General features: G+C 55.2%; 13 protein-coding genes. 4 read left to right on the forward strand and 9 right to left on the reverse strand.

Translation table 11 applies throughout. The features are described from left to right. Positions 1–88: 88 nt before the first annotated feature. The 3 genes from nagB to P398_RS0115210 all read right to left on the reverse strand — a co-directional run bounded on the left by nagB (position 89) and on the right by P398_RS0115210 (position 3,507). Entirely contained in the window at positions 89–853 is a 765-nt protein-coding gene (gene nagB, locus P398_RS0115200) for a glucosamine-6-phosphate deaminase (protein WP_024371748.1), read from the reverse strand. Beyond that, entirely contained in the window at positions 850–1,998 is a 1,149-nt protein-coding gene (gene nagA / locus P398_RS0115205) for an N-acetylglucosamine-6-phosphate deacetylase (RefSeq protein WP_029336046.1), read from the reverse strand. The genes nagB and nagA overlap by 4 nt, the downstream gene beginning before the upstream one ends. Before the next feature lie 144 nt (positions 1,999–2,142). Then, complete coding sequence (locus tag P398_RS0115210; protein ID WP_029336048.1) at positions 2,143–3,507, reverse strand: MATE family efflux transporter; 1,365 nt, start codon at positions 3,505–3,507, stop codon at positions 2,143–2,145. Positions 3,508–3,545: 38 nt separating this feature from the next. Here P398_RS0115210 and P398_RS0115215 point away from each other — a divergent pair, with 38 nt between their 5' ends. Beyond that, positions 3,546–4,319: a CHAD domain-containing protein gene (locus tag P398_RS0115215; RefSeq protein ID WP_029336050.1), complete on the forward strand. Its 774-nt coding sequence runs from the start codon at positions 3,546–3,548 to the stop codon at positions 4,317–4,319. Here P398_RS0115215 and glsA read toward each other — a convergent pair. Continuing rightward, on the reverse strand, positions 4,316–5,257 hold the full coding sequence (gene glsA / locus P398_RS0115220; protein ID WP_024371752.1) for a glutaminase A: 942 nt from the start codon (positions 5,255–5,257) through the stop codon (positions 4,316–4,318). The two genes, P398_RS0115215 and glsA, sit on opposite strands and share 4 nt — an antisense overlap. Positions 5,258–5,316: 59 nt before the next feature. Beyond that, positions 5,317–5,481 carry a hypothetical protein gene (locus P398_RS16990; protein WP_167601171.1) on the reverse strand — a complete coding sequence of 55 codons (165 nt, stop codon included), beginning with the start codon at positions 5,479–5,481 and terminating at the stop codon, positions 5,317–5,319. A 111-nt stretch (positions 5,482–5,592) separates the two neighbouring features. On the opposite strand from P398_RS16990, the gene hemG reads away from it, so the two are divergent. From hemG to P398_RS0115240, 3 genes are all read left to right on the forward strand, one after another. After that, a complete protein-coding gene (gene hemG / locus P398_RS0115230; protein ID WP_029336051.1) occupies positions 5,593–6,957 on the forward strand; it encodes a protoporphyrinogen oxidase in 1,365 nt (454 codons plus the stop codon). Beyond that, positions 6,954–8,033 (forward strand): TIGR04053 family radical SAM/SPASM domain-containing protein, encoded by a 1,080-nt coding sequence (locus tag P398_RS0115235; RefSeq protein ID WP_029336053.1) that lies wholly within the window; start codon positions 6,954–6,956, stop codon positions 8,031–8,033. Before hemG ends, P398_RS0115235 begins: the two co-directional genes overlap by 4 nt. Positions 8,034–8,119: 86 nt before the next feature. Then, positions 8,120–8,437 carry a hypothetical protein gene (locus P398_RS0115240; RefSeq protein WP_029336054.1) on the forward strand — a complete coding sequence of 106 codons (318 nt, stop codon included), beginning with the start codon at positions 8,120–8,122 and terminating at the stop codon, positions 8,435–8,437. A 35-nt stretch (positions 8,438–8,472) separates the two neighbouring features. Here the strand turns inward: P398_RS0115240 and clpB are convergent, their stop codons facing one another. The 4 genes from clpB to P398_RS0115260 all read right to left on the reverse strand — a co-directional run bounded on the left by clpB (position 8,473) and on the right by P398_RS0115260 (position 15,279). Beyond that, a complete protein-coding gene (clpB, locus tag P398_RS0115245) occupies positions 8,473–11,064 on the reverse strand; it encodes an ATP-dependent chaperone ClpB (RefSeq protein WP_024371756.1) in 2,592 nt (863 codons plus the stop codon). 18 nt (positions 11,065–11,082) lie between these two features. Then, positions 11,083–11,949 carry a DnaJ C-terminal domain-containing protein gene (locus tag P398_RS0115250; RefSeq protein WP_029336055.1) on the reverse strand — a complete coding sequence of 289 codons (867 nt, stop codon included), beginning with the start codon at positions 11,947–11,949 and terminating at the stop codon, positions 11,083–11,085. Positions 11,950–12,087: 138 nt separating this feature from the next. Further along, positions 12,088–13,266, reverse strand: a complete 1,179-nt coding sequence (locus P398_RS0115255) for a CamS family sex pheromone protein (protein ID WP_029336056.1) — start codon at positions 13,264–13,266, stop codon at positions 12,088–12,090. A 144-nt stretch (positions 13,267–13,410) separates the two neighbouring features. Beyond that, entirely contained in the window at positions 13,411–15,279 is a 1,869-nt protein-coding gene (locus tag P398_RS0115260) for a DUF7507 domain-containing protein (protein ID WP_029336057.1), read from the reverse strand. Between the last annotated feature and the right edge of the window lie 34 nt (positions 15,280–15,313).

A 15,313-nucleotide genomic window follows, 5' to 3' on the forward strand; every position in this document is an offset into this window, starting at 1 on the left:
GTCGAAAACGTTTTGATGACAAATTCATTTCCATACAATTTCCCACAAAACGTCACGAAAAAACCTGCGGATACGAATCCGCAGGCAGTTAGGATCGAATGGAGAAGAAACGGGCCGCGGCCTCATTCCCTCGTGCTTGCAATGCGTCGGCGCACTGTGACGCGGCTTCCTTGTCGAGGACGACCGTCACACTCGGGTGCGCTTGTAAAATCGTGGCCGGCCAATCGATCGTCGGGACGCTCTCGATCATATGGTGGACCGCCTCTGCTTTTCGTGTGCCCGTCGCGACGAGTACGATTTCACGGGCGTTCATGATCGTATCGAGTCCCATCGTGATGGCGTCAGTCGGGACGTCCTCGATCGAATCGAAGAAACGCCGGTTCGCTTCTCGCGTCGACTCCGTCAACTCGGTCACGTGCGTCTTCGCATCGAGTGCCGTGCCCGGCTCATTGAAAGCGATATGACCGTTCTCCCCGATGCCGAGCAGTTGTAGATCAACGCCGATCGAACGGACGAGCGCCTCATATCGTTTCGCTTCCGCTTCCGGATCGTCAGCGTCCCCTCGCGGCAAGTGGTTCTCCTTGAACGGGACGTCGTCGAACAGTTTCTCTTCCATGAAGTGGTGATAGCTTTGCGGATGGTCCGGGGCGAGCCCGATATATTCGTCTAAGTTGACGCTCGTCACATGACGACAGTCAAGCCGGTCTTCCTTGAACATCTTATACATGCCGACGGGCGTACTACCGGTCGCGAGTCCTAGGACGAAGTCGTGCTTTCCTGAGAGTCGTTCTTTGATGAGTGTATACGCGATCTGTTCTGCTTTTTCCGGTGTATTGGCTACTAATATATTCATACGAGGTCCTCCTTCTTAAATACGACCTGCCCCCGATGGATCGTCTGCTCGACCGATAACGCCTCGTCCCACACGACGAGGTCCGCATCAAAGCCGACCGCGATTTTTCCTTTATGCATCAACCCAAACTCATGCGCTTGGTTTCCTGACGTCATCTTCACGGCCTCTTCTAACGTACATCCCGTGAAATCGAGCATGTTACGGAACGCAGCGTCCATCGTCAACACGCTGCCGGCTAGATTCCCTGCTTCAAGACGGGCTGCCCCGCCCTCGACGATGACCGGTTGACCCCCGAGCTCGTAGCGTCCGTCTGGCAATCCTTTCGCCCGCATCGCGTCGGTGATGACGACAAGCCCGTCAGCTCCTTTCAAGCGATAAGCAAAATCGACCATCTCTCGGCGGCTATGGATCCCGTCTGGAATGATCTCGACCATGACGTCCCGCTCGAGCAAACAGTATCCGACCGTCCCCGGCTCCCGATGATGCAGACCACGCATTTGATTGTACAAGTGCGTCCCGTGTTTGACACCTGCTTGTTTGTTTTCGGTGTATGTCGCATTCGTATGCCCGGTCGACCCGATGGCCCCCGTCTCCCGCATGGCACGTTCGAGTTCCCGAGCCCCTGGCCGTTCCGGCGCATACGTGACGAGACGAATGTGTCCCCCGGCCAGCTCTTGAAAACGCCGGAACTGGTCGGCGTCCGGGTCCGTGATATGTTCAGCCGGTTGGGCCCCAGCGTTGTCCACGTTGACGTACGGGCCTTCTAGGTGAATACCGATGACAGACGTGTCGCCCGACTCAATGACACGACGGACCGCCTCAAGCGCCCGGGCAATCTCTGATGTCGATTGCGTGATCGTCGTCGCCAGAAATGACGTGACCCCTTCTGCGAACATTGATGTCGCGAGATGACGCAAACGCGCCTCGTCCGCATCCATCGTGTCGACGTCGTAACCGCCGTGCACATGAATGTCAATCATGCCTGGCGTGACGAGTGCTCCCGCCACGTCGAGCACGTCCTCATCTTGCGCGACGTAATCGTCCATTGGCCCGACCGCCTCAATCGTATGCCCGTTCCACCGAATATACCCACGTTCCCACGTCTCATCTCCCGAGACGATTCGTGCATTCATGATCACCATCATCAGTCTCCACCTTTCTATCCCTATTCTTCCCCATTATCATAACAAATATCTAGTATAGTTGTATATACCAATTTTATTGTTGAATCATCAAATAAAAAATGAGGGCAAGAAACGTTCATCACGCCTCTTGCCCTCATTCATTGTTTATGGGGCCGGTTTCGGTTCCGGTTTGTATCGACGCACGATGTACACGAGTCGGACGAACAACAGCACTGCCCCGGCAGCGAGTCCGGCGATCAGCCCGATCCAATAACCGTCCGGTCCGAAGCCGTACGGTTCGGCGAGCAAGTAGCCGAGCGGAAGCCCGATCACCCAATAGGCGATGAGCGACAGGACGAGCGTCACGTTCACGTCCTTGAAACCACGCAATATCCCTTGGATCGGTGCGGCGACCGCATCTGACAGTTGGAAGAACACCGCAAAAATCATGAAGTGAGCGGCGAGCTCGACGACAGCCGCATCGTTCGTATAGATGGCCGCGACACGCTCATTTTGCCAAAAGAGAAGGGCTCCGGAAAACATCGATACCGCCAAACAGAGGACAAGTCCGATTTTCGCGTAGCGGACCGCATCTTTTAGGCGGCGTGCCCCGAGCTCATAACCGACGACGATCGTCAATGCGCTCGATGCCGACAGCGGGAGCATGTAAACGAACGAGGCGAAGTTGATAGCCGCCTGGTGGGCTGCGACGATATTGTCTCCGTACGAGCTAAGAAGCAGCGTCACAGCTGCGAAAATACTGACCTCGGCAAAAATGGCCAGACCGATCGGCGTCCCAAGCTTCAACAGTTCTCGCTGTCTCGGCCACAATAGGCGTTCAAACGAGCGAAGAAAACGATATTCCAAGAACGGTTTGCCGCTCCGGACGAACGCGAGCGCCATGAAAAAGAGGAGCCAGTACGTGATCGCCGAGGCGATTCCTGCCCCGATGCCACCGTATGCCGGAACGCCAAGTTTTCCAAAGATGAAGATGTAGTTTAATCCGACGTTAATGGGTAACCCTAATAGTATAAGGAGCATCGAGACACGGGTTTTGCCGAGCGAGTCCATGAGCGTGCGCAGCACGTTGAACAAAAACATCGGCAAGACCCCGAAACCGAGGGCGAACAAATACCCTTTGGCGATGCGTTTCCCTTCCTCGCTCAGCCCCATCCCATCGACGGCGGGCGGGACGAGGATGGCCCCAAGGATGAGGGTCGCGATGCTCAGACCGACCGCCAAGTAAATTCCTTGGAACAACGTCCGTTGAATCTGCTGGATATTTCTCGCTCCGAGCGCTTGTGCGACAATCGGCGCGACGGCGAGCAAAATCCCGCTCAGTCCCGTGTAGACCGGCATCCACAAACTCGAACCGACACCGACACCGGCCAAGTCGACCGCTCCTGCGCGGCCGGACATGACTGTGTCAAAGAAGCTGATTAAGTAAAACGACACTTGGGTCACCAAAATCGGGAAGAAGATGGTGAAGAACAATTTGATTTTTTCTTGAAGCGTATGTGTTTGGTACATGGACAACCCTCATCTCATTTCAGAAAGGAAACAATCGAATGAATCAACGGAATGCGGAAAAGCTAAAATATGAACTGCTCGAAACATGGAACACGTTCAACCATTATATAACCGAAGCGCTCACGTTTCAAAATAGCGAGGACGTCCATCAGGCGCGCGTCCATTTACGGAAGCTGTTGACGTTCATGCAGCTGTACGAGACGAAACCGTCCACATATCGACAACTGAAACAGCTCATGGAAGCGCTCGGTACGGTTCGCGACGGTGATGTGCTCATCGAAGCGTTTGAGGTGGACAACGAGCTCGACGAGGCCTTTCTTGCTTACATGGAACAAAAACGCGCCGTGGCTCGAACGGTGCTCGCGACACGAGTGAGCGAAAAGATGACGCCTTCGCTCGATCAGCAAGTGCGTCGTTTTCTCGGTGGACAGCTGTTGCGCGCGTTCAATAAACGAGATGCAGCGGCTTTTATCGACAAAGCGAAATCGGAACGGAAGCGCCGCATCGATACTCACAAAGAAGCGTCACACATGGCCGACCGGCTCGAGACGCTTCATAAAATCCGGCTCGCCGTCAAACGCGAGCGCTATTTACATGAATATTTATTGAACTACGAAGAGGCGGCCTCAAAAGATCACGTCCATAAATTGAAACGGCTGCAGACCGAGCTCGGCAACATGAACGATCATCACCAACTTCTGCTGCGTTGGACAGATTTTTCACCGCCTGACGAGCTCAAGTCAGCTTATGCGTCGAAGCTTCGCCAGCTTGAGACCGAACTCGACGAAGCGGTCGCTGCCGTCTCACTTTAACGCGACGTGTAACGTTCGACGAGTAGCTCAAGCAGTTTCATCCCGGCAATCGAATTCCCTTTTGAATCGAGCGCGGGACCAAAAATACCAAATCCGACATCGCTCAGTCCGAGCTCGTGCTTGCCGGTCGCAAGGATTGCTCCTGATACACCACTCTTGCCGGGCAACCCGACCCGAACGGCAAATTCGCCGGAGGCGTCGTACATGCCGCACGTCGTCATGATCGCCTTGACGATTCGTACGACACGCCGCGGGATCAACTCGTCACCCGTCACCGGATCTTCTCCGTTTCCTGACAGGATTCGACCGATGCGCGCCAGGTCGAAACAGTCGACCTCAATGGCGCACTGTTTCGTGTACACATCGATAATCTCATCGACGTCTCCTTCAACAATGCCATGGTGACGCATGAAATAAAGCAAGGCCCGGTTCAAGTCGGTCGTCTCGTATTCCGAGCGGGCGACTTTTTCGTTGTAGCGTACTTCTTCGACCGGCACACCTAACAGCGTCGCCAAAAATTGACGGAACTGATAAATCTTCAGCTCGGCCGTGTCGCCCAAAATCATGCTTGTGACAGCCAACGCCCCGGCGTTGATCATCGGGTTGAGCGGTTTAGAAGGGACCGTCTCCTCGAGCTTCGCAATCGAGTTGAACGCGTCCCCCGTCGGTTCCATCCCGACTTTTGAGAACACGTAGTCTTCCCCGAACTCCATCAAGACGTAGCAAAGCGCAAGTGCTTTGGACACGCTTTGAATCGTGAATTTATGATGGACGTCACCCGCATGGATGTAAGAACCGTCAGGCAGGCAAATCGCCACACCGAGTAAATCGTCTTTTACATGAGCGAGCTCAGGGATGTAATCGGCCACTTTCCCTTGAGCCGTATACGGACGACACTCGTCGACCAAATGCGCCAACTGCTGTTCTAATACGTTCATCATCATCACCTCATATCCGATAGTTTACAACCGGGTCATCTTACCATATCTTCTCGCGCTTATCCATCCGGCGGTCCGTCATCTTTGTACCACTTGTCATCGGCCCATAAGATCGGCGGGCTTTCTTCGTCCCCTTCTAGCTTCTCGCCATGGCGATTCATGATCACCACGAACGTGACGACACTGCCGACGACGACGAACGCCATCATCCAAAACGAGAGCATCGCGGCCCCTCCTTTTCAATCGTGACAATTTTGTCTAACAACGGCGTGATACTTATCCTATGTCTCGTTGCCAATTCTCGGTACCGTTAAGAGTAGACTAAACGGAAATGGGTGAATCGATTGAACAACATCGCAATTATCGGCGGCGGCATCACCGGCATGGCAGCCGCCTATTATGCCAAACAAGCCGGGGCACACGTCACACTTTATGAAGCTAGTGATCGAATCGGAGGGAAGATCAAGACGATTTATCGGGATGGGTTCGTCCTAGAGTGTGGACCGGATGGCTACATGGCGCGCAAGCCGACACTCACCGAACTGATCACTGAACTCGGTCTTGACGAGCAGCTCGTCCGCTCGAAGACGGGCACATCATACATATACGTCCGCAACAAGTTGCGTCAAATGCCGGCCGGGTCGGTCATGGGGATCCCGACAAAGTTCTGGCCGATGGTGAAGACCGACCTGTTCACGTGGCGTGGAAAATTCCGGGCCGGGCTAGATCTCGTGCTTCCCCGCGTCTACGCGGGCGAGGATTTATCGCTCGACACGTTCTTTCGCACCCGGCTCGGCTCTGAAGTCGTCGAATCGATGATCGAACCGCTCTTATCGGGAATTTATAACGGGACGCTCGAAGATATGAGCATCGAGTCTACTTTCCCTCAGTTTATCACGATTGAACAGAAAAGACGTAGCCTCATCCTCGGCATGAAAGCACTCACACCGCCCGTTCAAGCCGGGGTGAAACCGCAGGAATCCGGGAAGTTCCTATCGCTTCGAAACGGACTCGGCACCTTGATCGAGGCACTCCGTCCATCGATTGACCGGCTCCATACAGACGTCTCCGTCACCGCGGTCCGCCCTCACGAAGTCGAGCTCGCAGACGGCACGGTCGAGCGGTTTGACGGTGTCATTCTCGCCACGTCCCCGCACGCACTCGGTCCGATGCTCGGCATCGAACCGGCCCGTCAACTGTCGTCACTCAAGCGGACGTCCTCATTGACTGTACTCGCGGCTTTCAAGGATGCAGATGTCGCCGCCCTCGACGGCACCGGTTACGTCATCGCTAAATCTGAAGGCAACGCCTTGACCGCCTGTAGCTGGATGCATAAAAAGTGGCCACATATGGCACCGAAAGGGACGGCGCTTCTTCGCGTCTATATCGGTTCAGACTTCGTCCCAGACCTTCTGCTCGAGTCGGAAGATGCCATTGCCGGATTCGCCTTGGACGAACTCCGGAAGATCCAACAAGTCGGGACGCCGCTTTTCACGAAAGTCGAGCGCCACATCGACTCGATGCCTCAGTACGAAGTCGGTCATAAACATCATGTGCAGGCGTTTGAAGACGCCGTCGCTCGACTCGAAGGGGTCGAAGCGTGTGGGGCGATTCTGCATGGGGTCGGCCTTCCGGACTGTGTCGACTCCGCGAAACGTGCCGTCGAACGGCTGATGAAGAAACAAGAGGTGCCGGTATGAGACACATCGACTATAACGAAAACCCGTTCATCGTCATTTGGGAAGTGACCCGGGCCTGTGCCTTGTCATGTGTCCATTGCCGGGCGGAGGCCCAATATCATCGGTATCCGGACGAACTCGATACGTCGCAAGGAAAAGCGCTCATCCGCGAGATTCACGCGATGGATAACCCGATTCTCGTCTTCACCGGTGGAGACCCGCTTATGCGTGAGGACTTGTTCGAACTGACCCACTACGCCGCTTCCCTCGGCATGCGCGTCTCGATGACGCCTTCGGCGACGCCCCGCGTCACTCATGACGCCGTAAAACGGGCGAAAGAAGCCGGACTGACGCGTTGGGCGTTCTCACTCGATGGACCGGACGCCAAATCGCACGACTATTTCCGCGGGACGCGCGGCAGTTTTGAACGGACTATCAAGGGCATCTCCTTCTTCCGCGAAGAAGGGATGTCGTTTCAAATTAATACGACTGTCACCGAGTATAACGTCGACCGCTTGCCCGAGATCGCCAAACTCGTCGGTGAGCTCGGCGTCTCGGTGTGGACGCTGTTCTTCCTCGTCCCGACCGGTCGTGGTTCACTCCTACAACCGATTTCACCGGAACGACATGAAGACGTGCTGCGCTGGGCGTTCGCACTTCAAGAAGACGTCCCGTTCATCATCTCCACGACCGAGGCACAGTTCTACCGGCGCGTGGCGAGACAAGAAAACCAGCGACGAAAAGACGAAGGACTGCCGCCGATCGGTCATCCGCACGACGATCTTGCGAAAGCACAGCGCGGCACAAATGACGGAAACGGTTTTGTCTTTATCTCGCATACGGGCGACGTGCAACCATCCGGCTTCCTCCCGATCAAGTGCGGCAACGTGAAACAGACCCCGCTCGCCGAGATTTATCGTCACCACCCCGTGTTCAAGTCACTTCGGGACCCGGATACGCACGGCGGCAAGTGCGGCTACTGCGAATATCGATACGTATGCGGTGGCTCCCGTGCCCGTGCTCACGCCGTCACCGGCGACTACAAGGCGGAAGAACCGTATTGTGTGTACCAACCGGCACGGACCCCATCTTCTTAAATAGACATGTTTCATTTTTTTGTTTTGTCGTATGATGAATGTAAATATATTGAATTTTTATTTCGTACGACAAAGGTGGAGATGACATGTTCGTGTATATCCCGATTGACGGTTTGTTCTATATCGGTCTCGCACTGATCGCCTTGATCAGCTATCCAATCGCCCATCTCGTCATGCGCATAGGAAAGACGGTCAACGGCGCATTTTACGCGCTCGTCGCCGTCAGTCTCGGTCTATTCTTTTGGCTTGTGATTTGGTTTGACGAAGCAGCGCGGCAACGTGATATGGGGACCATCCCGGTCGTTTTCAATTTTGCGTTCGCCGTCCTGTTATATGCTACGTTTGTCGCACTAAGTTATTTCGTCCTACGTGCCGTCTATCGACGCACACAAGTGAATCGCTAAAAAAGGAGCGCCTGCATCTGCTGGCGCTCCTTTCCTTAATAGGTCACGGTCGTCGGACGGAGCGTCAATTCCCCGTTCTCAACGTCGATCATGACCGTTTGGCCATCCTCGACGTCTCCGGCGAGAATGCTGCGGGCGAGCTTCGTCTCAATCGTCCGCTGCACGTAGCGATTGATCGGACGAGCCCCGAACTGCGGTTCGTACGCCTCGTCCGCGATGAACGTTTTTGCGGCTTCCGAAATTTCGATGCGAATCGAACGGGCCGTCAAGCGGCTTCCCATCCGGGCGACCGCTTTCTCGACGATTTGTCCGATTTGAGCGCGCGTGAGCGGATGGAACAGAATCGTCTCATCGACCCGATTCAAGAACTCCGGTCGGAAGTGACGCCGGAGCCGCTCGATGACTTGGCGTTCTTCTTCCTCATCGATGATGCCGTCTTTCGCGGCCTCAAGCAAGATATCGGCCCCGATGTTTGAGGTCATGATGACAATCGTGTTCTTGAAGTCGACGACCCGGCCATGCGAGTCGGTGAGACGTCCGTCATCGAGCAGTTGCAGCAAGATGTTGAATACGTCGGCGTGCGCTTTTTCGACTTCGTCGAGCAACAATACCGAGTACGGGCTACGCCGCACCGCTTCCGTCAACTGGCCGCCTTCTTCGTAACCGATATACCCTGGAGGCGCCCCGACGAGACGCGACACGGCATGTTTTTCCATATATTCGCTCATATCGAGACGGACGATATGGTCTTCCGAGTCGAACATCGCTTCGGCGAGCGCTTTGCCGAGCTCGGTTTTCCCGACCCCGGTCGGTCCGAGGAAGAGGAACGACCCAATCGGGCGGTTCGGATCTTTAATACCGGCCCGAGCCCGAATGACGGCGTCACTGACGAGACGAATCGCATCGTCTTGTCCGAAGACGCGTTTGTGTAGCACCGTCTCCAAGTTGAGCAACTTATCGCGTTCGCCTTCGGTCAACTTCGTCACCGGGATCCCGGTCCATTTCGAGACGACTTCGGCGATCTCTTCTTCGGTCACTTCTTCCCGGACGAGTTCACGCGTCACTGCCCCGGCGAGTCGTTCCGCTTCAGCAAGTTCACGTTCGAGCTCCGGGATGCGTCCATATTTCAGCTCAGAGGCCCGGTTCAAGTCGTAACGACTCTCCGCTTCCTGCAGCTCGAGCTTCACTTTTTCTAAATCTCCGCGAATATGTTGGACGCGGTGCGTCGATTCTTTCTCGTTCTCCCAGCGCAAGCGGAGCGCGTCAGCCTGCTCCCGAGTGGAGGCGAGCTCTTGTTGGAGCGCCTCAAGCCGTTTCTTCGAGGCATCGTCGCTCTCTTTCTTCAGCGCCGCTTCCTCGATTTCGAGCTGCATGACGCGACGGACGAGCTCATCGAGTTCGGCCGGCATCGATTCCATCTCGGTCCGAATCATCGCACATGACTCATCGACGAGGTCGATCGCCTTGTCCGGCATGAAGCGGTCGGTGATGTAGCGATTTGACAATACGGCCGCCGCGACGAGCGCGTTGTCGTGGATGCGGACCCCGTGGTGAATCTCGAAGCGTTCCTTCAAACCACGCAAGATCGAGACCGTGTCTTCGACGTCTGGTTCGTCGACGAGCACTTGTTGGAACCGCCGCTCAAGCGCCGGGTCTTTCTCGATATATTGGCGATATTCATCGAGCGTCGTCGCACCGATGCAGTGGAGCTCCCCACGCGCGAGCATCGGCTTCAACATATTACCGGCGTCCATCGCCCCTTCTGATTTACCAGCGCCGACAATCGTGTGCAACTCATCGATGAAGAGAATAATTTTCCCTTCCGCCTCTTTCACTTCGTTCAAGACGGCTTGAAGCCGCTCCTCAAACTCCCCGCGATATTTGGCGCCGGCGACGAGCGAACTCATGTCGAGGCTGAAAATCGTCTTGTCTTTCAGACTTTCCGGCACGTCGCCGCGAACGATCCGTTGGGCGAGCCCTTCGACGATGGCCGTCTTCCCGACTCCAGGTTCCCCGATCAAGACAGGGTTATTCTTCGTTTTTCGGCTCAAGATGCGGATGACGCGGCGAATCTCGCTATCGCGTCCGATGACGGGGTCGATTTTCCCGGTCTTCACTTCTTGAATCAAGTCGCGGCCATATTTCGTCAATACGTCATACGTTGCCTCTGGTGACTTCGACGTGATGCGCCGATTCCCGCGGACGGCGACGAGCGCTTCCCGCAGTTTCTCTTCCGTCACACCTTTCCGTTCGAGCATGCTTTGCGCTTGGCTCTTGTTCAGCAAGATTCCAAGCAAGACGTGCTCGACCGAGACGTACTCGTCATTCATGCCGGTCGCCTCACGTTCAGCCGTCGTCAACACGTTCAAAAGTGACGCCGAAATCATCGGTGTCGTCGGATTTTGCAGTTTCGGTGCATTTTTGAGCGCCATCGCGACTTCCGCCTCGATCTCACCGACGTTCAACTCCATCTTCTGCAATAAGAGCGGGATGATGCCATCCGCTTGAGAGATCATCGAGGCGAGCACGTGCCATTCGTTCATCTCACTATGATGATACTGCTTGGCGAGCGCTTGTGAACTGACAATACTTTCATGGGCTTTATCGGTAAATCGATTGAAATCCATCACGTTTCCTCCTTATGCTCAGCGTTCGAGTTGTTCATAAACAGATCGGTGGGCGGCATCGAGCGGTAACTCGACTTCAAGCTGGACGAACAGGTCCGAGCGAACTTTCGCCGCTGTCATGAAACCGCGTCCTGGAATCCGCATCCGCTGTCCGGGACGCGATCCTGGCTTGACCTTCAATTTGACACGACCGCCGTCAAGCGTCGCGACGACGACTTCGGTCCCGTCGAGGAACGCGAGCGGACGCAACCGTTTGACGGTGATGACGTTCGACCCTTCACGCCGGTACGTCTCGTCATCCGTGAAATGAAGCTCGACGTAGACGTCGCCCCGGTCCCCGGACTGTCCGACTTTGCTGCTCTTGCCTTTCAGACGGAGCTTCTGTCCTTCGTGCGCCCCTTTTGGAATCTTCACATTGACCGTTCCCGTCTGAAGTCGCAGGCTTACTTTCGAGTCGGACGTCAGCTGGCTGAGCGGCACGTTGACACGGACCGTTTCATCCAAGTCCTCTTCGACCGCCTGATCGAAGAAGCTGCCAAACATGTCCTCGAAACCGAACGTGCGCGACGTCGTCCGAGAACCGCCCCCAAATTGGCGGAACAAGTCCTCAAACTGGGCCGAACCTTCGCCATACCCGTCGCCGCTATAAGTCCCTTGGCCGAACGTTGGTCCTTCGGCGCTTCCGTAACGGTCATAGTTCGCTTTCTTCTCCGGGTCGCTCAACACGTCAAACGCTTCTTGGATCGCCTTGAACTTGTCTTGTGCGCCCGGATCTTTATTGACGTCCGGATGATATTGTTTGGCCAACTTGCGATAAGCTCGTTTAATGTCCTGGTCCGATGCCTGTTTCGACACCCCGAGGACGTCATAATAGTTTTTTGCCATCTCGTTTCACCTCACCTATCCCTTTCCCGATTCTGATAAGTCTATTCTACCCGATTGGTCAAAGAAGGTCAAAGAATACCCTCGCTATTATGTGTACGAAAAAAAGAAGGACTTCGTTTCATCACGAAGTCCCCACGATTAGAAATATACTTTTGGCGCAGACATACCTTCTTCGAACACGATCGTCACTTCTTGGTTGCCGCCAAGCGACGTGACGTTGATTCGGACCGGTACGCTCCGGTTGTACTCCCAACGGTTCTCAAGCAATCCGACGATATGTTGGGTGAAACCGACGAGTTCGGCCCGGCTGTAGAATTGAATCGGAATGTCAATTTCAAGCCGCGACAAATCGCCGTTTTGATAAAATCCTTTCCCGATCATCCCACTGAAGTCTGGGAACACATCGGCGATCCGATCGCTGAACAACGTGAATTTCTGGGCATCATCCCGTACTTCGTTCGTCGCCGTGCCTGACGGGAAGTAATAGTACCTCTCATCGATCGCTTTCCAGTCACCGGCAGCGACGCCGTCTCCCTTGCCGACAAACGCCGACTTGATATAGTTGCCCGGCGTCGGAGAGCCTTGGGACGACTTCATGTAGAGCGCGACGTTGATGTCGAGGTCTTTAAAATCTTCTCGCTCGCGCAACTGACCGACAAGTTCATTCGCCATCCGTTCCCCTTCGGCGATGACTTTTTTCTCGTCCAACCGTTCCGTGTAGGTCGGTCCGAAATTCGGGGCTTGGAAGACGTACTCCCGGTTCAAGATGAGGGCGAACGACACACCGCCGAGTTCGTATCCGTTGTCGGCTTTGCGCATGTAATTTTGTTCGACGAGCGAAGCCAAGTAGAGCGGTGACTCTTTATTGGCATCGACGAAGTCAGCTTCCGACACCTCGGCCGTCCCGTTCGCATACGACGGGTTGAGCGGCACGAGCGCGCCTTCTTCCTGACTCTTGTCTTTACGCCCGAGCAGGCGTGACACGTCGCCGCTATTTAATAACTGTCCTTCTTGATACGCAAACTGGTCCGGGTTGAACGCTCCCGTCGAGTGGCGCATCAATCCGAGTTCGACTTCTTCAAGCTCGAGCGACGAGCTGACTTGTCGTTGAGCAAGACCACGCGCTGCGGCCGATTTGAACGGGATGACCATCTGATAGTAGGAGTCCCGCGCTTCAATCGCCGGCGTCACGCCTTCTGACGTCGGTTCGTTCCCGGTCGGCGTTGCTTCTTCCTCCCCCATCGGGATTTTCATTGAACATCCGCTAAGTAGCAGGCTAGCCGCCACAGCGGGAATGATGAGTTGCTTCCATTTCATCTATGTCTAAACTCCTTTAGTAAATCGATTCATCGTACACTTCGTCCATTATAACAAAATCGTCGGATGAAAAAAGTGTCGAAGCGGAATCAGTCCGTCTCCATACGAAAACGCCCTTCGATGTGACAGTCGAAGGGCGTCGATTCAAGCTTTTCTAGACGGGCGACGCCAGTGCGTCAAAGCGAACAACCCAAGAATGATCAAGACGAGTCCGAGCGCCGTCACCCACGTGCCGGTCGAGCCGGTCAGTGGAAGTGTTCCTTGTTCAGGAGTGACCGGTGTCGTCGGTTCCGGGACGTACACGGAGTCATCTTCTCGTTCCGGAATCGCTTGTTTGACGTGGACGGTTGCTTCAGTCGACCGGGAGACGCGATTTCCGCTCACTTCGAACGTGAACGTGACACGGTTCGTTAGTGTGCCGCCGGCCCGGACATCGTAGGACGGGAGCAACACTTTCTCCATCTCGAGCACGATTTCTTCGCCCGGGACGAGTCCGTTCTCGACTTCGGCGAGTGCCCGCATTCCGTCACGGAGCGTCTCCGTTGTCTCTTGCTGTTCCGTTTCGGTCAACGCCCCGCTCGTCCATTCTTCCATCACATCGACGAAATAAAGCGTGACGTTCGACGTGTTCGTGATCGTATACGTGTAGACGATCGTGTCGCCTGGGTGAACCGTTTTCGGGTTCGCTACTTTCGTCACCGTGAAGTCGATACGGTTCAACAAGACGATCTGTTGACTCTCGGCATCGACGACGCGACCGAACTCGTCACTCGCCGCGACACGGAAGACGTTCCCGATTTCTGGATGGGTCGTGTCATCATAGTCGCTAGGCACTTCGAGATTGACCGTCGTTTCGACCCGTTCTCCCGGGGCGAGACCGTCCGTCCCGATGAGGTCCGTCAATCTCGTGTTCACCGTCTCGTTGAAGGCTTTCACTGCGTCAGCATCGATGCCGCCGCTGAAGAACTCGTCTTCAATCGACGTGATGGTCAGCGTCGTATCGCCCGTGTTCTCAATCACGAACGTATACGGAATCATCCCGCCGACGACGGCTTGATCGATATTTGCTTCTTTACCGACCTCGAGTCCAATCACCTTGTCCGGGACGACCGTCACTGTCACATCGGTACAATCAGCCGGAATCGCTTCATCCGGTCCTTCCACACCGATGCAAAACGTGTTCGTCACGTCTGTCTCCATGTCAACGTCCGGTGCGAACGTATCGAATTGGATCGTCGTCGTGCCGACCGGGATGACGGGGAACGTCCAGTAGAAGGCGGGCGGTCCGCTCACAACGGTCGGGACGGGCGTTTCCACCCCATCTGGTCCAAGCACTTCGACAGAATCCGCGACGACCGTCAATGCTTCCGGAACCGTATCGGATACCGAGAAATTTTCAATCGGGGCGCCGTCCACGTTGATGACGAGACGGTACGTCAACAAGTCACCGGCAAGCACTTCCGTGATCGCTCCGTCAGCGCCAAGGGCGAGCTTTTCAATCGTGACCGTCGGGGCAACCGTCGTCGCGGCCACTTCTTCCACCATCGTCTCGACTTCAGCGAGCGGTTGTTCCACCACTTCTTCGGCATCAACAGTTTGTTCTGTCGTCGCTTCGACTGCCTCCACCGCTTCTTCGGCATCGGTCACCGGTTCAGATTCTTCTTCATTTCCAATCGCTTCCGCTGCCGGTTCGGCTGTGATCGTGAACGCGGTGAATGAATATGGGACGCGTTCTTCATCGTATAGCGTGATCGTCTCGATCAGCGCCGAATCGACATGTTCGGCATCAATCATGAAACGCCAGCTGTCGGCGGTCTCACGGACCCCATAATATGTCACATCCTCATACACGAGGCTTGCTTCATATAGACTGTCCGCCTCTTCTACCGTCAGTTCGACTTGAGCGAAAATCGTGCTCGTCTCTTCCGCGTGCAGGACGTTCGGTGTGAGCATGCCGATGAGTAAAACGAATAAAGCGATAAGTGCTGTCACTTGACGTTTGGCGCTTCCCATGGTGGTCCCCTCCTCTAAGATGAATGCCTGTCTG

This window comes from Exiguobacterium aurantiacum DSM 6208 (assembly GCF_000702585.1).
Taxonomy (GTDB): domain Bacteria; phylum Bacillota; class Bacilli; order Exiguobacteriales; family Exiguobacteriaceae; genus Exiguobacterium; species Exiguobacterium aurantiacum.